The sequence below is a fragment of the Natronolimnohabitans innermongolicus JCM 12255 genome (assembly GCF_000337215.1).
Taxonomy (GTDB): Archaea; Halobacteriota; Halobacteria; order Halobacteriales; family Natrialbaceae; genus Natronolimnohabitans; species Natronolimnohabitans innermongolicus.
This window is the reverse complement of sequence record NZ_AOHZ01000044.1, coordinates 1-19,438: the sequence shown is the minus strand read 5'-3', so window position 1 is coordinate 19,438 and position 19,438 is coordinate 1. Positions and strand designations below refer to the sequence as shown.

Here is a 19,438-nt window from a genome sequence, read left to right as displayed (position 1 = left end):
TTAAGGGACTTTGCTCCGCCTATCATGGTATGAACGTCGAACTCCCGTTCGCCCCGGTGGACACGATTATCCGGCGGAACGCGGGCGATCTTCGGGTGAGTGCCGACGCGTCGGAGGAACTCGCGACACGGATTCAAGAACACGGGAGCGAACTCGCCGTCGATGCCGCCACAGCGGCGAGTTCGGACGGGCGCAAGACGCTGATGGCGGAGGATTTCGGCGTCGAACAGGTCGTCGACAAGGACGACCTCGAACTTCCCGTCGCGCCCGTCGACCGCATCGCCAGACTGAATATTGACGATCGGTATCGCGTCTCGATGGACGCACGCGTGGCGCTCGCTGACATTCTCGAGGACTACGCGGACAACGTCGCGCGTGCAGCCGCGATCCTCGCTCACCACGCCGACCGACGAACAATTACCGAGGACGACATCGAGACGTACTTCTCGTTGTTCGAGTGAGATGCAATTCGGCTACAGCGAGGTCTGTCTCGCACACGATCCCGGTTCGCGCCACCCCGAGACGCCGGACCGGCTCCGCGCGATCCGGGAACGACTGAAGAAGAAACACGGCGTCGAGTACGTCGAGGCCGACCCCTGCGACCTCGACCGGATGGCGGCCGTCCACGATCGGGAGTACCTCGAGTCGGTTCGGGAGTTCTGTGCCGACGGCGGTGGCAGTTGGGACCCGGATACGACGGCCGTCGAAGAGACGTGGGATGCGGTTCGCCACAGCACCGGCCTCGCCTGCTGGGCCGTCGACGAGGCGCTCGAGGGGGCGACTGGTCGAGAGACGCCGTTCTCGATCGGGCGGCCACCGGGCCATCACGCCGTCTACGACGACGCGATGGGCTTTTGTTTCGTCAACAACGCCGCGGTCGCCGCCCAGTACGCACTCGACACCGACGAGTACGATGTCGACCGCGTCGCGATCGTCGACTGGGACGTCCACCACGGCAACGGCACGCAGGACATCTTCTACGACCGCGAGGACGTCTACTTCGTTTCGATTCACGAACAGGGGCTGTATCCGGGCACCGGCGCCATCGACGAAACCGGCGAGGACGCCGGCGCGGGAACGACGATGAACGTTCCGATGCCCGCGGGCACGGACGACGGGGAGTATCTGGCGGCGGTCGAAGGGCCGATTGTGCGCGCGCTGACCGACTTCGATCCCGACCTCCTGTTGATCAGCGCCGGCTTCGACGCCCACCGCCACGATCCGATCTCGCGCATCCGGCTTTCGACCGAAGCCTACGCGCTGATGGCCGACCGGTTGCGAACCCTCGCCGCCGACGTCGACGCCGCGTTGGCGTTCATCCTCGAGGGCGGCTACGGACTCGACGTGCTGGCCGACAGCGTCGCTATCGTCCACGAGACGTTCGACGGTCGCGAGCCGATCGAGCCCGATTCGGACTGCGGAGAGAACGCCAAATCGGCACTTGCCGACGTCGCGGAGGCACACGGATACGAACTAGAGCTCGAGTCCGAGGATTGAGTCGAGCGGAATGTGGTCGCTCCGTTCTCTGTGCGTTTCGTTCCACCCTCCGGTCGCTTTTCTCGAGGGAATGGCGTGCTGGACCCGTCAGATTAGGGCTTCGGCTCGAAGTACCGTCGAAGTTCGCGTCCGAACTCCTCGCACAGCGCCGTGATATCGTCGTCGGTCAACACCGTGTAGTCGGTCTCGAGTGCGGTCTCGACGTGGGCGCCGAGGCCGACGTCGAATAGTCGGTCGCTCCCGAGGAATCCGCGGGCGGTGGTGAACTCTCGGGGTCGCTCAGCGACGTAGCGGTCTTCGGTGATAAACGGACCGTAGACGTCCGTATCGTCGGCGTAGGCGTCGTAGAATCCTTCCGCGTGAGTACGAACCTGGACCGGCGGCCCCCGGTGGTGTTCGACCGCCGGGCGCTCGGCGACGGCGAGTTCGACGAACAGGACGGCCGTCTCGTCCGCGAACGTCGTGCCGCGGAAAACGTCGAAGCCGCGGTCGACGAGGCCGTCGGTGACGCCCGCGAGCGACTTTCGAAGCTGCGGGTAGAGCTGGTCCGGGACGAGGTCGGGAGCGTCGAATCGAAGGGCGACGGGCGTCGTCCCGCGACGCTCGAGGTGATCGCGGAGCTCAGACTCGGTGAGGGGGTCGGGCGCGTCGGCGTCGAAGGGGTCCGTCCGCGGCGCCTCGAGGAACTCGCGCGCGTAGTGTTGGAACCGAGCGACGTTGTCGGCCGCACAGACCGCGGCGACGTTGCGCTCGGGATCGGTCGGGTCGATGACGACCAGCGGATCGGCGAAGGACTCTCGACCGTGGTCTTCGGGGTCGAGTTCGATCGGCGGCTGCCAGTCGGCGGCGGCCTCGAGCAGCTCGCGGAAGCCGCCGTACTCGCAGACGAGCAGTTCGGTGAGGTAGCCGCTGAAGCCGCGGGTGCGGAGGTCGCTGCCGTAGACGCCGACGCCTTTCATGAAGCCCTTCGTGAGCCGAACGTCGGCCGCGAGCTCCTCGTCGAGACGGTTCTGGAGGTAGCGGTTGTGAAACGGCGTTCGGTCGACGGCCGAGCGGATCTCGGTCGCCGACTCGAGGCGGAAACAGGGGACGACGTCGATGTCGAAGCCGTCGACGGTGCCCTTGACGTAGGGGTGTTCGGCGTACTCCTCGTGGCCGTCGGGAACCGTCGCGTGGCCGACCTCGAGGCCGTAGGTCTCGAGGGTTTCGCGGTCGAGTTCGGGCGGGAAGCGCACGAAGATATCGATGTCGCGGTCGCCGCTGATCCACGTGCCGCGGGCCGACGATCCCACCTGTATGACGTCGGCGTCGGGACAGCGTTCGGTCGCGGCCGCTTCGGCGCGCTCGGTGAGTCGGTCGGCGACCGCCCGGAGCCGTTCGCGCTCTGCCTCGTCGGGGTCGATGCGCTCACGGGCCGCGGCAACGACCGACTCGAAGTCGTCTCGATCTCCGCGTTCGTCCTCGTCCACGCTCATTGTACGAGGGTTGTCGGCGACCGCGTGAAAGAGTATCGAACGCTCCTCGAGCGGGGTGTGAAAGGGTGTCCAACACGGAGCAAGCAAAACGAAAGCCCTATCAAATGCACCCGGCTATCATGAGATGGGCCGAAGTAGCTCAGATGGTAGAGCACCTCGCTGTTAACGAGGTTGTCCCAGGTTCGAGTCCTGGCTTCGGCGCTCGAAAATTTTCGTGTAGACCGGAACGCGTAGCGTTCCGGACGCATTGTTTTATCGAACAACTCTCGAGGAGCCGTTGCTCCGAGCGAATTCGACGAGAGAAACAGCGGAATAAGCCGGGCTCGAACACGCGAGTCGCAGCCGGTCGCGAACGCAGTGAGCGACCCGGACTGTCTCGCACCTGTTCGAGTTCTGGCGTCGGCGCCCGATAGTTCTCCGAAGCACTCTCCGAATCGGGGAGACGACGAGCCTGACTCGAGAGCCGGCGGTATGTGTGATATCTCCTCCGCTCGTGGTTACGAGGGATTTCCACACCCTCCCCAACCGGCTCGCTCACTCGCTCCGCTTGTTCACTCGCCCCTCGCGCGAGCGTATCGACGCCCCTTCGCGTCGGCTCAGGGTCGCCTACAGCGCGCGCCTTCGCGCGGTTGTCCGTTCGTGCTGTAGTTTATCCCGCATCGAGCGGCAACTCCGTGCATGCTCGATCGAACCACGTGCTACGAGAACCTCGAGCAGCCACAGAAACGCGGTCACGCCACCGAAGAACTCCTTCGAGCGGCGTTCGCCCTGCGAGACATTCCAGTTCTCGTTCCGACGTCCGGCAACGAACCGTACGATCTGGTCGTCGACGTCGGCGGCCGGTTCCATCGCATTCAGTGTAAAACGGCGTATCGGAAGACGGCGGGAACGGTCGCGTTCGAGACCGTCGGTACGCGCCGCCGAGGCGACGGCTACGACCGTGCGGGGTCCGACGGCCGCGTGGAGTACTTCGCGGTGTACGATCCGCTCAACGACAATCAATACCTGGTGCCCGTCGCCGACGCCGCGAACGGAAAGATGGAGATTCGGTTCCGGAAACCGGAGAACGACCGGCGCGCCGGAATCAACTCGGCCGACGACTACCTGCTCGAGGAGCGACTCGACGACCTTCGTCAGCCGCGGTCGGGATAGCGGTCCGGCGGACGCGTCACGCGTCCTGCAGGTGGCCGATCGAGTCCAGCGACACCAACGAGTAGTCGACCGTCTCGACGTCCTCGACGGCGCGGAGTTTGCCGACGAACGTCGAGATCGCGTCGAGATCCGCCTCGAGGACGAAGCAGTCCACACAGTAGTCCTCGACGTGGCTGTGATCGTTCGAGGCGATGTGGGCGTCGTGCTCGTGGCGGAGTTCGGTGACGCGGCGTTCGACGTGCTGGGTCCCGAAGTCGTAGAAGACGCTAACGACGGCAGCCAGCGGGTCGCCGGCGAGACGGTCGTCGTCGAATTCGGTCAGCAACGTCCGCGCGCCTTCCCGGACGACTTCGCTGCGACCGGTGTAGTCGTGTTCGGCCGCGTGGGCGTCGAGTCGCTCGATCAGGTCGGCGGGCATCGAAACGCTGACAATGGGCATCGTTAGTATGAACTCCTACATCAGTAATAATAGAATTTGTTATGCTGTGCTCGGAGACTATGTAATAACTAACATTAACAAGACTCGAGTCCGTATTCACAATCAGTCTATGACCGACCGCATTCCCGTCACCGTCCTGAGCGGCCCGCTCGGCGCCGGCAAAACGACCGTGCTCAACCACGTGCTGACCGCCGATCACGGCCACGAGGTGGCCGTCGTCGTCAACGACATGGGCGACGTCAACGTCGACGCCGAGCACGTCGCCCAGCAGACTGACCTGGGCGGCGACGAAGAGATCGTCGAACTCTCGAACGGCTGCATCTGCTGTCGGCTGCGCGGCGACATGCTCGAGGAAGTCGGGCGACTCGCCGACCGCCTCGAGTTCGACTACCTACTGGTCGAATCCTCGGGCATTTCGGAGCCGATTCCGGTCGCCCAGACGTTCGCGATGGGGTACGAGGACGCCAACTACGATCCGACCGACACGTACGAACTGGATACGATGGTCACCGTCGTCAACGCCCACAGCATCTGGGAGTCGTTCGACACGGGAACGGCGCTGACCGACCACCAACTCGCCGACGAGAGCGGCCGCGTTCCGGAGGAGGTCCTGCTCGATCAGATCGAGTTCTGCGACGTCCTGCTGTTGAACAAATGTGATCTCGTCCCCGACGATGCCCTCGAGGAGATCGAGGCCGTCCTCGAGCGACTCCAGCCCCGTGCCGAAATCGTCCGAACGGAGTTCGGCGACGTCGATCCGACGTCGATCCTCGACACCGGTGAGTTCGACTTCGAGCGCGCACAGGCCGCTGCGGGCTGGAAGCACGAACTGCAACACGACCACCACCACGATCCACAGGAGGAACACGGTGTCACGTCGTTCGTCTACCAGCGCGACCGGCCGTTTCACCCCGAGCGGATCGCGAGCCTGCTTCCGGCGCTGCCGGCCGAACTCATCCGCGCGAAGGGCTTCTTCTGGAGCGCCGGCCGCGAGGACGTCGCGATGGGGATCGACAAGGCCGGGACCTCGGTTCGCGCCGGGCCGTCCGGACAGTGGCTCGCGACGCTCCCGAAAGCGAAGCGCGAGCAGTTCTTCGCCGCTCGCCCCGGCCTCGAGGACGACTGGGACGACGAGTGGGGCGACCGGATGACCCGTCTCGTCTTCATCGGCCGAGAGTTCGACGAGCAGCCTCTGATCGACCGCCTCGACGACTGCGTCCTCACCGACGCGGAGATGAACGACGACTGGGACGCCTACCCCGACCCGTTCGGCAGATCGGAAGACCGACGTGAACTCGCGCTCTCGAGTCAGTAAATGAGCGTCCCCGTCACCGTCCTCTGTGGCGAACTCGGCGCGGGCAAGACGACGCTGCTGTCGGGCTTGCTCGAGTCGACCGATCGCGAAATCGCCGTCCTGGTAAACGACGTCGGCAGCGTCAACGTCGACGCCGACCTCGTGGAAGCGCGCACCGACCTCGAAACCGGCGAGGAAGTGCTGGCCCTCGAGAACGGCTGCATCTGCTGTAGCCTCGGCAGCGAACTCTCCCGGTCGGTGATCAGGCTCTGGAAGGAACACGACTTCGAGTACCTGGTCGTCGAGGCCTCCGGCGTCGGCGAACCCGAACCGATCGCCCGCCAGTTCGTCCGCGGGCCCGCGGGCGGCCCCTACGACTTAGACGCGGTCGTCACCGTCGTCGACGCGCGGCGGTTTCACGACCGGTTCGTGGCGGTAGACGGAGATGGAGACGACAGCGGCGACGAGAACGAGAACGAGAACGAGGACGGGAACGGGAACGGGGATCGGACTGCGAGCGAGGAGCCGCCGGTCCGACAGGGGCCCGACGAGAGCGGCAGCCGACCGCTCGCGGATCTGCTGCTCGAGCAAGTCGAGTTCTGCGACCTGCTCGTCGTCAACAAGTGCGACCTCGTCGACGACGCCGAGTGCGAGCGCGTGGTGTCGGTGCTCGAGACGCTCCAGCCTCGCGCGGAGATCGTTCGGACGGAGTACGGCGCGCTCGAGCCCGAGACGCTCCTCGACAGCGGTCGGTTCGACCTCGAGGCGGCGGCCGACGCCGCGGGCTGGAAGCGAGCGATCGAAGCGGGCGCTGAACGCGAGGCTAGCGACGACGAACACGCACACGCACACGGCTCGAACGGGCACGGTGACGATCACAGCCACGGACACGACCACGAACACGATCACACGCACCCGCCCGAACGGTACGGCATCGATGTCGACACCTACCATCGTCGCCGCCCGTTCCACCCCGAACGTTTCGCGGCGCTGCTGGCCGACCTCCCGGAGGGACTCGTTCGCGCGAAGGGGCTGTGCTGGATCGCCGGCCGCGAGCGCCAGGCCATCACGATGAGTTACGCCGGGACGGAGACGTCGCTCGAGGTCACCGGCCGCTGGATCGCCAGTTTCTCAGCGGAGCGCCGGGAGCAGTACCGGCAGAGCCAACCCGATCTCTCGTGGGACGACGAGTGGGGCGACCGGGAAACGCGACTCGCGCTCATCGGCCGTAACCTCTCGATGGACGATCTGCAGGCGCGTCTGGACGACTGCCTGCTGACCGACGCGGAGATGGACGCAGCGTGGTCGACGTTCAACAATCCCGCGCCGACGGGGATGGGCGAGTCGACCGTCGTTACGGCCGCGACCGACCAGTCCTGAGCACGGCAGTTGCGTCCGGAGTGCCGTGTCGGTGTCCCCGCTGGCGGCGACGTCCTCCCGCATCGCCGAACGCGCGAGCGCTGCAGGCGGGGGCACTATTATCGCCCGCCGGTGTGGACGTACACACATGACATCCGACCGCGACGACCGCCGGAGTACCGACGATCACGGACACGATATCATCGAGCCGCTGTACGTCGCCATCGTAACGGTCTCGAGTTCGCGCGCACAGGCCGACGAGGCGGACCCGGACGATCCGGGCGGGGATACGATTCAGGAGTGTTTCGAGGCGGAGGGGCACGAAATTCGGGAACGGTTGCTCGTGCGCGACGACTACTCCGCGATCCGAACCGCCGTCCGCGGACTGGTCGCGCGCCGCGACGTGGACGTCGTCGTGACGACCGGCGGCACGGGCGTGACGGCCGACGACGTCTCGCCGGAGGCCACGTCGTCGCTGTTCGAGCGCGAACTGCCGGGCTTTGGCGAACTGTTTCGATCGCTCTCGTGGGACGAGATCGGGACCCGCGCGATGGCCTCGCGCGCGACGGCGGGCATCGCCGTCGATACGCCGGTGTTCTGTCTCCCGGGGAGTACGGGCGCCTGTGAGACCGCCTGCGAGGAACTGATCGTTCCCGAAGCGCCCCATCTGGCGGGGCTGGCGACGCGCCACCGAACCGGAACGACGGACCAGTCGCTCTCGGCCTATCAGGGCGATAGCTGAACCGCCGACGCCGCGTTCGTCCGCACTTTTTCCGACGCGTACAGCGACTGTCAGTAGTCGTTCTCTGCCGGTAGATAAACCACACTTGCACTTAGACAAGTATATTTGCGATGAGCGTGAACGGCGTCGTATGACCGCGTTCAGCCGGAGACGGCGTTCGAATCGCGACCGGACTGCAGTGCGAATCGTCGAACGGCCCTCGAGCTGCTTAACAAACTCTGAGTCTAGGTTAGCAAAATGTATTAATACAGTCCTAATTCCTAGTTACTCATGACGAAGAGTTACTCACGGCGGCACGTCCTCGCCGGTGTCGGCGTCGGCCTCGGAGCGCTCGCTGGCTGCCTCGGCGATTCGATGGACGGCGAATCGATCACGGTCGCTCGCTCCGATACGTCACAGGACGGTCAGTGGGGCGTCTACGGCGGCGTGATTCCCTACTACACGCGGGTTTTCGAGCCGCTCGTCGGAACGAGCGCCGAGATGGAACCCGAGCCGCTGCTCGCGACCGACTGGGAGCGAACCGACGAGACGACCTGGCAGTTCTCCCTTCGCGAGGACGTCACCTTCCACAACGGCGCCGCGCTGACGGCCGACGACGTCGTCGCCTCGTTCGAAGCGACGATCGACCACTGGGAGGCGACCGGCTGGATCAACGTCGAACCCGACGGCGTCAGCGCCCTCGACGACCACACCGTCGAGTTCGAAACGGTCGAACCGTTCCCGACGCTGCCGGGCACGATCTCGCACAACTACTTCGGCATCGTCCACTCGGACACCGACGAGGACGACGATACCGCGATCGGCACCGGTCCGTTTCGACTCGAGGACCGTTCCGGCGACGACGTCACGCTCGTCCCCTACGAAGACCACTGGGACGTCGTTCCGGCCGTCGAGGAGCTCCAACTCGACGTCGTGGGCGATCCGACGACACGCGTCCAGGCCCTCGAGGGGACAGATGCCGACGTTGCCCTCGAACCACCTCGCAGCGCCGTTTCGAGACTCGAAGAAGCCGAGGGGACGACGACCGACAGTCAGCTGACGCCGCGGACGTGTTTCGGCGCCATCAACATCTACAAGGAGCCGACCGACGACGAGACCCTGCGGCGAGCGCTGGCGTACGCCGTCGATCAGGAGACGATCGTCGACAGCGTTCTCGAGGGGGTCGGCGAGCCGGCTCGAGGTCCCATCTCGCCGGAGATACCGTGGGCGATCCACGACGAGCTCCCGGCGTTCGGCCCCGATCTCGAGGCCGCTCGCGACCTGGTCGACGAGTCGAATTACGACGGCGAGACGCTCTCGATCCTGATCGACGGCGACGAGCCCGACGACCGGAACGTCGCGGAGATCCTGCAGGATCGCTTCGACGAGATCGGCGTCGACAGCGAGATCACGAGCGTCGAATCGGCGGCGTTCATGGAAACGCTCACCGACGGCGAGGCCCACGTCTCGATCGCCACCCTGGGGTCGAACAGCGCCGCGGCGGACTACCTCGTCCGGGCGATGTTCCACTCGGAAGGCAGCGACAACAAGCAGCTCTACGAGGAGGAGGGAACCGGCGTGATGAACCTCGGCTCGGAGGTCGACGAACTCATCGAGGAGGGGTATCGAGCCGACGGCCTCGAGGCGAAACGCGAGCTCTACGGTGAGGTACAGGAACGCGTCGTCGAGGCCGGCGTCGTCCTGCCGCTGTACTACCTCGAGTACGTCGTCGCCCACGAGACCGAGCTCACGGGCCCGACGCTTCACCCCGTCAGTGCGATGACCGACTTCACCGAACTCGACCGTCTCGACGAGTGATGACTCGAGTGCGCCGAACGCAGCGACCACCGAAGACCAGCCAGCGCGGCGACGATCAGGATCGTCTGCGTCTCGCCGAGCGGCCGCCCCTCGACTACGCCGGCGCCTGGCGTCGGCTCGCCGCGAACGGCGACCTCGGCTGTTGGACTCCTGACGACGACCGCGAGTACTGGCGGGCCAACGCGCGACACTACGGCGAGCGATTTCCGGACCGGACGGCACCGGAAGGGTGGACGATCATCCGCCGCGCGGCCGAGCGATCGGCGTCGGCCCTCGAGGTCGGGCCCGGAACCGGTCGGTACACGCGCCGGCTCGCGGCGACTGTCGACCGCGTGACCGCCGTCGACTACTCGCGGTCGATGCTCGAGTGGGTGCGCGAGTCCCTCGCCGCCGACCGACGCGGCACGGTCGCGTTCCGCCACGGCCGCTGGCCCGAGGTCGACGTCGAGCGCCACGACCTCGTCCTTACCGCGTGGACGACGTACTCACAGTCCGACCTCGAGGCTGCACTGTCCGCGCTCGTCGCGGCGACCGACCGGACGCTCGTCGTCGTCGACAGCCTCGGAGTGGCACCGCCCCACGCGCGCCTGCTCGCGGACATTCGCGACGGGGAGCCGTCCGATCCGATCCCGAGAGCGCTGTACGTGGCGGGCGTCCTCGATCGGCTCGGTTCCGGTTCGAATCCACGCTGTGTCGTCGACGATGCCATCCGGTGTCACGAGGCCGAGACGCCTCGGGCGGTCGCCGATCGACTCGCCCCCAACGCGGCGCCCGAGACACGCGAGGCCCTCGGCGAGCGGCTGGAGCCGCTGCTCGAGACGACGCCCGAGGGCGTTCGGTACCAGTACTCGATCCCGGCCGGGATCGTCGTCTGGCACCGCCCCAACAACCGAGACGGCGAGTGCGAAGCCGAACCGCTCGGCAGCCGACCGAACCGAGGGGAGACGGAGCCACCATGAGCTACGTGCTGCGTCGCATCGCGAGTTCGACCGTCGTCCTGTTCGGCGTCACCGTCCTCACCTACGGGCTGATCCATCTGACGCCGGGCGACCCCGCACGGACGGTGCTCGCAGAACGACAGGGCCGCCAGCCCGACGAGGAAACCGTCCGGGAGTTCCGCGCCGAACAGGGGCTCGACGATCCCGTTCCGGTCCAGTACGCAAACTGGCTCGGCGACGCATTGCGCGGCGACCTCGGTCGCTCCTACTACGGCGAGGGCGACGTCCTCGACCTTCTGGTCGCCCACCTCCCGAACACGATCGAACTCGCCGGCGCGTCGGTGCTCGTCGCCGTCGCGATCGCACTCCCCGCCGGCGTCATCAGCGCCGTCTACCGGGACACGTGGATCGATTACGCTAGCCAGATCGTCTCCCTGCTCGGACTCTCGATGCCGAACTTCTGGCTTGGTTACCTGCTCATCATCGGCGGCGCGCTCAGGCTCGGCGTCTTCCCCGTCTACGGCGCGGGCACGCTCGCCCACCTCGTGCTCCCGGCGATCACACTCGGAACGGGGATGGCCGCCGTCCTCACTCGACTCGTCCGCTCGTCGCTGCTCGAGACGCTCGAGGAGCCCTACGTCGACGCGGCCCGGTCCCGCGGGCTCGCCGAGCGCGGCGTCGTCGTCGCCCACGCGCTGCGAACGGCGCTGTTGCCGGTCGTGACGATGATCGGACTCCAGCTGGGTGCCGTTCTCGGCGGCGCCGTTGTCGTCGAGGTCGTCTTCCAGCGACCGGGACTCGGAACGCTGCTGGTCGACGCCGTCTTCGCTCGCGACTTCCCCGTTATTCAGGGCGTCACGCTGCTCGTCGGCGTGACGTTCGTCGCGGTCAACCTGCTGACGGATCTCGCCTACCGTCGGCTCGATCCGCGCATCTCGATCGGGGGTGGTGGCGCGTGAGCGTCCTCGAGAGACGCGGCTCCGAGGGTCGCATTTCGGCGTGGTTCGACCATCCGACCGTGCGCGCGCTCCGTCGGAATCCGTCGGCCGTCGCCGGCGCGGTCGTCGTGGCTACGCTCGCCCTCCTCGCGGTCGTCGGGCCGATTCTCGCCCCGTACGATCCGAACGCCCAGCACCTCGACAACCGGCTTCAGGGGCCGTCGTTCGCTCATCCCCTCGGCACCGACCAGCTCGGCCGCGACGTTGCGACCAGACTCCTCTACGGCGCCCGTATCACGCTCGGCATCGCCGTCCTGATCACCGCAGTTCGGCTCACGATCGGCGTCGCCGTCGGTCTCGTCGCGGGCTACTGCGGCGGCTGGGTGGACGAGACGCTGATGCGCGTCGTCGACGTCTTGCTCGCGTTTCCCGGTATCGTCCTCGCGCTCGTCGTCGCCGGCATCCTCGGGCCGAGCCTCACCAACCTCGTCCTCGCACTCGCCGTCGTCGGCTGGACCCGATACGCGAGGATCGTTCGCTCGAGCGTCCTCGAGTTGCGCGAGCGACCGTTCGTCGCGGCCTCGCGGCTGACCGGGGCGCCGCGTCGACGCGTGTTACGCCGACACGTTCTCCCGAACGTCGCGGGCCCCGTCGTCGTGTTGGCGACGCTCGACCTCGGCGGCGTCGTCCTCGCCGCGGCGGGACTCTCCTTTCTCGGGCTCGGCGCGCAGCCGCCGACGCCCGAGTGGGGGACGATGCTCTCGACGGGCCGTCATCACCTTCGAGAGGCCTCGTGGCTGGTCAACGCGCCCGGTCTCGCGATCGTCCTCGCGGTGCTCGGAACGAACTTGCTCGGCGACGGCCTGCGAGACGCCCTCGATCCGAACGACCGCACCGAGCGCGGCGGGCAGACGGAGGTGACCCGTGACTGATCCGCTACTCGACGTCTCGGATCTCCGCGTTCGCTTCGAGACCGGCGCCGAGACGGTCCGTGCAGTCGACGGGATCTCGCTGTCCGTCGACACCGGCGAAATCGTCGGCCTCGTCGGCGAGAGCGGCTGTGGCAAGTCCGCCGCGGTCCGCGCGATCGCCGGGCTCCACGGCGACGACGCTCGCGTCGAGGGGACGGTCTCCTTCGACGGCGCCGAGCTGCGCGCGCTCGCTGACGAGCGCCGCCGTCGCATCCGCGCGACCCGGCTCTCGACGGTCTTTCAGGATCCGTCGGCGACGCTGACGCCGACGCGTACCGTCGGCTTTCACCTCGAGGAAGCGTTGCGACTCGCCGCCCGTCCGGACGATCGATCGGTTCGGTCGGCGCTCGGACTCTCACTCGATCCCCGCGACTGGGACTGGCACGAGGGCGCTTCCGAGCGCCGGAAACGAGCGGCCGAACTCCTCGAGCGAGTCGGCCTCGGCGATCCCGGCTACCTCGAGCGCTACCCGCACGAACTGAGCGGCGGCGAGGCCCAGCGAGTCTCGATCGCGATCGCGTTGGCCCCGGAGCCGGATCTGCTGCTCGCCGACGAGCCGACGACGGCCCTCGACGCGACGACTCGCGCCGCCGTCCTCGACCTGCTCGAGTCCCTCGTCGACGAACGCGATCTGGCGGCCCTGCTCGTCAGCCACGACCTGGGACTCGTCGGCGAGCGCTGTGACCGCGTCGCGGTGGCCTACGCCGGCGAACTGATGGAGTCGGGGCCCGCCGACCGAGTCCTCACCGCGCCGCGCCATCCCTACACCCGATCGCTGCTCGCTTGCCGACTCGAGAACGCCGCACCCGGCGAGCGGTTGCCGACGATCGACGGCTCGGTCCCGGATCCGACCGCAGAGCGGACGGGCTGTTCGTTCGCGTCCCGCTGTCCGCACGCGACCGAAACCTGCCGAACGACCGCGCCGCCGACGGTCGACGACGGCGACGGACGCGTTCGCTGTGGCGAACTCGAGGCGGTCGACACCCGCGAGCCCGACGCGGCGCTCGGCGAACCGAACCCGTCGCCAGCGCGGACTCGAAACGGGTCCGACTCCCGCGGCGAAACGGACGCGACATGTGAACCGGAGACGGACGCGAACGCGATCACGAGCGCCGACGGCGGCGAGTCGGCCGGAGACGACGACCCGCTACTCGAGTTGCGCCGCGTCTCGAAGCGGTACCCAATCGACGACTCGTGGCTCGCACGCCTGCGCGGACGCGACCGATACGCAACCGCCGTCGCGGACGTCTCACTCGCCGTCCGACGCGGCGAAACCCTCGGCATCGTCGGCGAGAGCGGCGCCGGCAAGTCGACCGTGATCGATCTCGTGACCGGTCTCGAGTCGCCCACGTCCGGCGAGGTCGTCCTCGAGGGCGCTCCCGTCGGAGCGGTCGCCGACCGCTCGCGCGACCGACTCGCCGCCGTCGGCCGACTGTTCCAGCACCCGCGCTCGAGTCTCGATCCGCGTCAGCGCGTCCGAACCGCCGTCGCCGAACCGTTACTCGAGGCCGGCTGGAACCGCGACCGTCGCCGCGAGCGCGTCTCGGATCTGCTCTCGCTTGTCGGGCTCGACGACCGCCACGCCGATCGGCGCCCGCACGAACTCTCCGGCGGGCAGTGCCAGCGCGTCGCCCTCGCGCGAGCGATCGCCCTCGAGCCGTCGCTGGTCGTCCTCGACGAGCCGACGGCTGCCCTCGACGTCTCCGTTCGCGCGCAGGTGTGTAACCTGCTGCTCGAATTGCAGGACCGACTGGATTGTGCGTTCGTTCTCGTGAGCCACGACCTCGGCGTCGTCCGCCACCTCGCCGACCGCATCGTCGTCATGCGAGACGGGCGACTCGTCGAATCCGGCGCCGCGGGGCGACTCTGTACCGAACCGGACGCAGCGTACACCGAGCGACTGCTCGCGGCCGCGACCGGCCGAATCGACGACCCGACCGACGACCCTCCGCCACAGCTACTCCGATGACGACGACCGATACCGATACCGATTCGACACCGACAGCGACCGACGCATCGACAGCAACTGAAACGAGCGACGAGACCGCGACCGATACGCCACCCGCGTACGACGTCGCCGTCGTCGGCGGCGGCCCCGCCGGCTGCTCGGCCGCCGTCTTTACCGCCCGCGCCGACCTCGAGACGATCCTGTTCGAACACGACCGCGCCTCCCTGTTGAAGTCGGCCCACCTCGAGAACTACCTCGGCTTCCCGTTCGGAATCCAGCCGACGCAGTTTCTCGAACTGGCTCGCGAACACGTCCGCGAAGTCGGCTGTACGGCCCACCGCGAGGGCGTCGAGACGGTTCGACGGGCACCCTCCAGCGGCGAGACTGACGGCGACGACGGGTTCGTCCTCGAGACCGACGCCCGGTCCGTCCGGGCCGAGCGCGTGATCGTCGCCTCCTGGGCACGCACCGCGTTTCTCGAGGCTCTCGATCTCACGCGCGAACCCGAAGAGCCGGGTCCGGTGATGGTCGTTCCGACCGACGAAGATGGACGGACCGACTGCGACGGCGTGTACGCCGCGGGCCGGATCACGAGTCAGAACCATCAGGCGATCGTCAATGCCGGCAACGGCGCCGACGTCGCCCTGACGCTGATCCGCGACGTGCGACCCGACTACTACAACGACTGGGTCGTCACCGAGGGCTACTACGAGTCGTACGACCGATCGGTCCCTGACGGCGTCGAGGAAATTTCGATCGCCGAGCGAAAGCGTCGAAAAGCGCGCGCCGAGACGAAGATGGCCGCGTTTTTCGAGCCGGGTGAGAACGGCTCGCTCGAGCGCGACGGAGAGTAACTGTTAACTACATTCCACGGTTTCGTTCGCGTGAGGGCCCTTAGCTCAGTCTGGTTAGAGCGCTCGGCTCATAACGCAACCTGACCGTGTGAGGTTGTGTGGGATACCGAGTGGTCGATGGTTCGAATCCGTCAGGGCCCATGGATTCTGCGACGAACGGACGTGAGGAGCGAATCGATCACGCACTGACGATTCGAACCAGGGAGGAGCTTTGCTCCGACCGAGGTTCGAATCCGTCAGCGCGAAGTTCAGCGGCTCGCTGAACTCGAGGGTGCCGACGGCGCCGATCGAGAACGACGCGAGCACGAACAACGGCGCGAGAATGCTGTCTGTCAGGTCGATGCCGTCCTCCTGACGTAGTGTGTCAGGAACGTACTGCTGCGGTAGGCTGAGTGCCATACGACGCCCGGTTTCCCCGATGTGACAAAATCCTCAGGGAAACCACCGGAACACCTTGGGATACTATAGGTTCACCAAGTTTTATGAGAAGTGGGGTTGCCCGCCGAGTATGGCGCTGAACAAACTTCGACAACTGGACAGCGACTCGGTTGGAATCACGCTTCCGAAAGACGACATGCGTGTTGAGGGGCTAATCGATGAGAACGGCGAGCTTGCGGGAGACCATCATATTCATATCCGGCACGTTGGGGAAGGGGAATGGAGACTTAAGCTTATTAATAGTATAGACACATAACAGATTGATTAATTCGACTAAGAAGATGAAATTTATGAGGAATAACTACGCTTCGTATTCGAATTCTTCTGCAATAGCGTAGTTATCGAAATCCTCTAAATTCTCCTCAGACTCATCACCACTAAAGGCAATTACTTGGACAGTAGTAGTATTACTTTCGTTGACAGTGTATGTTTGACCAGTCGTAGTTAACACTGGTTCGTTACTATCACTGCCATCCATAGCTGATTCGTCGGTTGCGTTCCAAACTACAGCTCCATCTCCATCAGTGGTCCCCTGCAGTTCCACTACCGTTTCATTTCCTTGCTCGTCAACATCAATTGCAGCGGCTGGATCTGGATCATCTGGACCCATATCCAGCACGAATGCCGCGATCACCGCCGCCAGAATGACGGTAATTGCGACCATCAGGATGATCCCGATGACGGGCGATACTGCTCGTTCGTCTTCGCTGCCAACCAGCTTGTTTCTGTATTTGGTTAGATCCATGGTTGTGGTTCGTTCCATGAACGCACCCGTGAACGGTGAGAAGACTTATTCCGGGGACCATGGTAGTCGCCCGTGGCGCTCGAGGGGGATTGGACTGTTCCTCGGCNTGAACGGTGAGAAGACTTATTCCGGGGACCATGGTAGTCGCCCGTGGCGCTCGAGGGGGATTGGACTGTTCCTCGGCGTCATCTTCTCAGCGTCGTCCGGTGCTGATTGCAACCAGTGGATTACGGGTATATATAATCATCCGATAGTATGAGATACTGGCAGTTTGTGATGTTGGAAAGGCTTTCAGACGTGATAATCAAGGGCGTGCTGTGAGGTTACAGCGCCGCCTTGAGGCGCTGCCGTCTTGCGATTTTGTGTTTTCGGTCCAACCACGATAGATTTTTTAGTAGAGTTAATTGACAGTCCGTGTGGAGTGGGACGCACCGGTCCTCGAGGCTTGCGATCTCGAGCGCACCTACGACGGCGGTGCGTATAGCTATTCGTGGGCCGCCGTGCTCGACTACCAGGCTGGTCGTCGCTACTCCAACACACATCCGAACAAGGGGTCACACGCAATCTCGAGCGCGCTCGAGATTCCCCGCGGTCGCGTGCGAAGTTGGGTCGGGTACGACAGCAAACCGGACGTCGTGCGTGGCATCGAGGTCGCCCGCGAGTACGGCTGGCTCGAGGCGTCCCCTCGCGACGACACGTTCCAGGCGTGAACACACTCGTTGCGAACGTCTTCTCCGGCGGCTCGATCTCGACGCAGTCGTTCGCCCCATCGTTCGCACTGAACCATCGCGAGCACCGCTCTCACGTTCTCGATATTAGGGCCAGGATAGCCCGAATACACGTGGCTCTCGTCATCAAGTGAAACCGAAGGTTTCGCGGACCTCGCGAATTCTGGCGGGACCACGTCCCGCTGACCTCGCGGGAGCTTTGCTCCCGCTTAGCTCCGATTCGCTCAGTCACGAACGACGCTTTGCGCCTTTCGAACGACTTGTGGAGACTGCGGTCCCTGCGGCTACCGATGACTTCCGAGCGGTGTCTGCAAAGCGCGTCATAGAAACAGGAAGCCTCGGAGTCGGTCGAAAATTCGAAGGATTTCCGTTGACGACGTGAATTTCCGACTCTCGAATCACTTGACCCAGAGGCGATTTACTCACGGGCTTTTACGACCGATCGCTGGATGTGTGCCTGTAGCGCATCTGTTGCGAAGGATCCGGTGATGTGTCCTTTCTCTAGAATTCCAAGATCGCTCCCTTCGTAGGCTGATCGTTGCGTTTCGAACTCGATTATCCGGTCGTGGCGAGCGAGCAGCGGATCACAGTCATCCGCATCCGTGCTGGTAACGGCGTTCTCGAAGTCGAGGATGTTGCGCAACACCGCTGGGTTCTGCCGTGCGGATTCGGCCACCAATTTTCGATAAACCGACGACACGAACATGTCCCCAAGTTGTGCCCCAGCGAACATCGGGACGTACCGATCGACACCCACATAGTAGGCGCGATGGAGATTAACTGCCCACCCACCGAGGCTGATGCCAGCAGCTAAGATAGCAGGACAGCCAGTGGCCCGCAATCGGTCGGTCAGCGCCTCTATGAGCGCAACCGACGTGGCGAGCATTCCAACGAAGTTGTTGAGGTCGCCCATCGCCCGTATGTATCTCCGATTCGAACGGTCGTGAAACGGTGCTCGGAGTGCAATCAGGTTGACCTCGAGATCAGATGTGGTACCGAAGAGACGACGAAACGAGTTCGAACTGAACCGCCCAAAGTCGAACGGTTGCTCGCCGCTTCCGTGATGATACAGCAGCGTCGGTGCGTTTCGTCCTCGCCATTGGGAGACGAGATATGCCGCCTGGAACTCTCCGATAGGGGTGGATGCAGAGACCTTCTGAACACCCCCAGTTCGAAGTTTCTCGATATCGATCGCAGCACCACTGACGACGTCACCGATCGGAGCGCTGGCAATCGACTGGGAAAAGAACCTGGCGTTCGGCATGAGTAACCGACTCATCGAGATTGTCGCAACGTCGATGAGTTCGTGTCTGTTCATCGGCTTTCGGGATCACGTTCGTCGTAGGTGTTCCGGCCTAGTGTGCGATTCGCTGGGCACTTCTCGGCACCGGCCGTTCCCAACAGCACGAATGCCGCAAGGAGGAGGACGGCAGCGACGATACCCTGTGTGGGATCGCCGAGTGGTTCTCCGAAGGCGACTGCCACCATCATCGCTCCGACCACGACGAGTCCGAGCGCGATTCGAACCGTTCGATCAGTGCCGCCAACGTTCTTCTCCACACTGATCACCCCGTTCGTTCTTCACCGCGGGATAGCAGCCACCAGAGCGTGACGAACATGACAATAAAAACAACTGTCCCCTGAAGAAACTTGGTTCGTCGTGATTTCGGACGCTCAGTTTGCTCGTTTCGATCCGGCGAGTGATCGGACGCTTCGTCGGTTTCGTGCTCAAACCTTGTCGGGAGTTTCATATTCGACGTATAAATCGTCGTGGGCAAACATAAGGATACGCGTCAATTCTACGATACCGGAATCGATCCGCTCGCTCACGACGATGGCGTCGCTCGGGGAGCAACGACGGAAATCTCACGATGAGGCACAGACCAGCGGGGAACCTACAGTGGACGGTTCCCTCGTCGTCGTGATCCCCCGACTCCCCGTGGGGTGTCGCGATCGGCTGGATCATTACCGTCGGCTGGGAGCAATGAGCAACCTATCTTCATCGTCACCCCATTTCAGGAGTCAGTATGAATGCGATTGACATCCTCCTCCGCGTGAACACGGAGGAATCCTGAGCGTTGGAGATTTTAGGTTTACAGCTCCACCGAGCATCCAACCAGTAC

At 64.8% G+C, this 19,438-nt stretch carries 18 protein-coding genes, 2 tRNA genes and 1 pseudogene; 16 read left to right on the top strand and 5 right to left on the bottom strand.

The window, feature by feature from the left end; genetic code table 11:
* The first annotated feature begins 29 nt into the window (after positions 1 to 29).
* Both C493_RS09535 and C493_RS09530 read left to right on the top strand, forming a co-directional pair.
* Positions 30 to 461 carry a histone family protein gene (locus C493_RS09535; protein ID WP_007259217.1) on the top strand — a complete coding sequence of 144 codons (432 nt, stop codon included), beginning with the start codon at positions 30 to 32 and terminating at the stop codon, positions 459 to 461.
* A gap of 1 nt (position 462) precedes the next feature.
* Complete coding sequence (locus tag C493_RS09530) at positions 463 to 1,497, top strand: histone deacetylase family protein (protein ID WP_007259216.1); 1,035 nt, start codon at positions 463 to 465, stop codon at positions 1,495 to 1,497.
* Between the two features lie 92 nt (positions 1,498 to 1,589).
* On the opposite strand, the gene cca is transcribed toward C493_RS09530, so the two are convergent.
* Positions 1,590 to 2,972, bottom strand: a complete 1,383-nt coding sequence (gene cca, locus C493_RS09525) for a CCA tRNA nucleotidyltransferase (RefSeq protein WP_007259215.1) — start codon at positions 2,970 to 2,972, stop codon at positions 1,590 to 1,592.
* 128 nt (positions 2,973 to 3,100) lie between these two features.
* Between cca and C493_RS09520 the strand changes: the two genes are divergently transcribed.
* A tRNA-Asn gene (locus C493_RS09520) sits at positions 3,101 to 3,173 on the top strand.
* A 477-nt stretch (positions 3,174 to 3,650) separates the two neighbouring features.
* Positions 3,651 to 4,124 carry a group I intron-associated PD-(D/E)XK endonuclease gene (locus C493_RS09515; RefSeq protein ID WP_007259214.1) on the top strand — a complete coding sequence of 158 codons (474 nt, stop codon included), beginning with the start codon at positions 3,651 to 3,653 and terminating at the stop codon, positions 4,122 to 4,124.
* Positions 4,125 to 4,140: 16 nt separating this feature from the next.
* On the opposite strand, the gene C493_RS09510 is transcribed toward C493_RS09515, so the two are convergent.
* Positions 4,141 to 4,563: a CopG family ribbon-helix-helix protein gene (locus C493_RS09510; RefSeq protein WP_049889269.1), complete on the bottom strand. Its 423-nt coding sequence runs from the start codon at positions 4,561 to 4,563 to the stop codon at positions 4,141 to 4,143.
* A 109-nt stretch (positions 4,564 to 4,672) separates the two neighbouring features.
* Here C493_RS09510 and C493_RS09505 point away from each other — a divergent pair, with 109 nt between their 5' ends.
* The 11 genes from C493_RS09505 (at position 4,673) to C493_RS09455 (ending at position 16,098) form a co-directional block, all read left to right on the top strand.
* The gene (locus C493_RS09505) at positions 4,673 to 5,878 is read left to right on the top strand and encodes a GTP-binding protein (RefSeq protein WP_007259212.1); all 1,206 of its coding nucleotides are present in this window, start codon (positions 4,673 to 4,675) and stop codon (positions 5,876 to 5,878) included.
* Positions 5,879 to 7,237 carry a CobW family GTP-binding protein gene (locus C493_RS09500; protein ID WP_007259211.1) on the top strand — a complete coding sequence of 453 codons (1,359 nt, stop codon included), beginning with the start codon at positions 5,879 to 5,881 and terminating at the stop codon, positions 7,235 to 7,237.
* A 127-nt stretch (positions 7,238 to 7,364) separates the two neighbouring features.
* A complete protein-coding gene (locus C493_RS09495) occupies positions 7,365 to 7,958 on the top strand; it encodes a MogA/MoaB family molybdenum cofactor biosynthesis protein (protein ID WP_007259210.1) in 594 nt (197 codons plus the stop codon).
* A 270-nt stretch (positions 7,959 to 8,228) separates the two neighbouring features.
* A complete protein-coding gene (locus C493_RS09490; protein ID WP_007259209.1) occupies positions 8,229 to 9,755 on the top strand; it encodes an ABC transporter substrate-binding protein in 1,527 nt (508 codons plus the stop codon).
* Entirely contained in the window at positions 9,755 to 10,714 is a 960-nt protein-coding gene (locus C493_RS09485; protein ID WP_007259208.1) for a class I SAM-dependent methyltransferase, read from the top strand. The genes C493_RS09490 and C493_RS09485 overlap by 1 nt, the downstream gene beginning before the upstream one ends.
* A complete protein-coding gene (gene nikB / locus C493_RS09480; protein ID WP_007259207.1) occupies positions 10,711 to 11,652 on the top strand; it encodes a nickel ABC transporter permease in 942 nt (313 codons plus the stop codon). The genes C493_RS09485 and nikB overlap by 4 nt, the downstream gene beginning before the upstream one ends.
* 59 nt (positions 11,653 to 11,711) lie before the next feature.
* A complete protein-coding gene (gene nikC, locus C493_RS09475) occupies positions 11,712 to 12,563 on the top strand; it encodes a nickel transporter permease (RefSeq protein WP_394295410.1) in 852 nt (283 codons plus the stop codon).
* Positions 12,556 to 14,571 carry a dipeptide ABC transporter ATP-binding protein gene (locus C493_RS09470; protein ID WP_007259205.1) on the top strand — a complete coding sequence of 672 codons (2,016 nt, stop codon included), beginning with the start codon at positions 12,556 to 12,558 and terminating at the stop codon, positions 14,569 to 14,571. Before nikC ends, C493_RS09470 begins: the two co-directional genes overlap by 8 nt.
* Positions 14,568 to 15,404, top strand: a complete 837-nt coding sequence (locus C493_RS09465; protein ID WP_007259204.1) for an NAD(P)/FAD-dependent oxidoreductase — start codon at positions 14,568 to 14,570, stop codon at positions 15,402 to 15,404. Before C493_RS09470 ends, C493_RS09465 begins: the two co-directional genes overlap by 4 nt.
* A gap of 34 nt (positions 15,405 to 15,438) precedes the next feature.
* Positions 15,439 to 15,545, top strand: a tRNA-Ile gene (locus tag C493_RS09460).
* 367 nt (positions 15,546 to 15,912) lie between these two features.
* Positions 15,913 to 16,098 carry a hypothetical protein gene (locus tag C493_RS09455; RefSeq protein WP_007259203.1) on the top strand — a complete coding sequence of 62 codons (186 nt, stop codon included), beginning with the start codon at positions 15,913 to 15,915 and terminating at the stop codon, positions 16,096 to 16,098.
* Positions 16,099 to 16,143: 45 nt separating this feature from the next.
* Here C493_RS09455 and C493_RS09450 read toward each other — a convergent pair whose 3' ends face one another.
* A complete protein-coding gene (locus C493_RS09450) occupies positions 16,144 to 16,587 on the bottom strand; it encodes a type IV pilin (protein WP_007259202.1) in 444 nt (147 codons plus the stop codon).
* 416 nt (positions 16,588 to 17,003) lie between these two features.
* On the opposite strand from C493_RS09450, the pseudogene C493_RS23815 reads away from it, so the two are divergent.
* Positions 17,004 to 17,401: pseudogene (locus tag C493_RS23815) on the top strand (hypothetical protein); the annotation flags it as partial.
* A 332-nt stretch (positions 17,402 to 17,733) separates the two neighbouring features.
* Here the strand turns inward: C493_RS23815 and C493_RS09440 are convergent.
* Both C493_RS09440 and C493_RS09435 read right to left on the bottom strand, forming a co-directional pair.
* On the bottom strand, positions 17,734 to 18,633 hold the full coding sequence (locus C493_RS09440; RefSeq protein WP_007259201.1) for a hypothetical protein: 900 nt from the start codon (positions 18,631 to 18,633) through the stop codon (positions 17,734 to 17,736).
* Entirely contained in the window at positions 18,630 to 18,875 is a 246-nt protein-coding gene (locus tag C493_RS09435) for a YgaP family membrane protein (RefSeq protein ID WP_007259200.1), read from the bottom strand. Before C493_RS09435 ends, C493_RS09440 begins: the two co-directional genes overlap by 4 nt.
* Positions 18,876 to 19,438 lie beyond the last annotated feature (563 nt).

Coding starts and splice junctions, on each gene's coding strand:
- nikB (WP_007259207.1), top strand. CDS start 10,711: ATGAGCTACGTGCTGCGTCGCATCGCGAGTTCGACCGTCGTCCTGTTC.
- C493_RS09465 (WP_007259204.1), top strand. CDS start 14,568: ATGACGACGACCGATACCGATACCGATTCGACACCGACAGCGACCGAC.
- C493_RS09515 (WP_007259214.1), top strand. CDS start 3,651: ATGCTCGATCGAACCACGTGCTACGAGAACCTCGAGCAGCCACAGAAA.
- C493_RS09505 (WP_007259212.1), top strand. CDS start 4,673: ATGACCGACCGCATTCCCGTCACCGTCCTGAGCGGCCCGCTCGGCGCC.
- cca (WP_007259215.1), bottom strand. CDS start 2,972: ATGAGCGTGGACGAGGACGAACGCGGAGATCGAGACGACTTCGAGTCG.
- C493_RS09510 (WP_049889269.1), bottom strand. CDS start 4,563: ATGCCCATTGTCAGCGTTTCGATGCCCGCCGACCTGATCGAGCGACTC.
- C493_RS09440 (WP_007259201.1), bottom strand. CDS start 18,633: ATGAACAGACACGAACTCATCGACGTTGCGACAATCTCGATGAGTCGG.
- C493_RS09485 (WP_007259208.1), top strand. CDS start 9,755: ATGACTCGAGTGCGCCGAACGCAGCGACCACCGAAGACCAGCCAGCGC.
- C493_RS09535 (WP_007259217.1), top strand. CDS start 30: ATGAACGTCGAACTCCCGTTCGCCCCGGTGGACACGATTATCCGGCGG.
- C493_RS09490 (WP_007259209.1), top strand. CDS start 8,229: ATGACGAAGAGTTACTCACGGCGGCACGTCCTCGCCGGTGTCGGCGTC.
- C493_RS09455 (WP_007259203.1), top strand. CDS start 15,913: ATGGCGCTGAACAAACTTCGACAACTGGACAGCGACTCGGTTGGAATC.
- C493_RS09530 (WP_007259216.1), top strand. CDS start 463: ATGCAATTCGGCTACAGCGAGGTCTGTCTCGCACACGATCCCGGTTCG.
- C493_RS09450 (WP_007259202.1), bottom strand. CDS start 16,587: ATGGATCTAACCAAATACAGAAACAAGCTGGTTGGCAGCGAAGACGAA.
- C493_RS09495 (WP_007259210.1), top strand. CDS start 7,365: ATGACATCCGACCGCGACGACCGCCGGAGTACCGACGATCACGGACAC.
- C493_RS09500 (WP_007259211.1), top strand. CDS start 5,879: ATGAGCGTCCCCGTCACCGTCCTCTGTGGCGAACTCGGCGCGGGCAAG.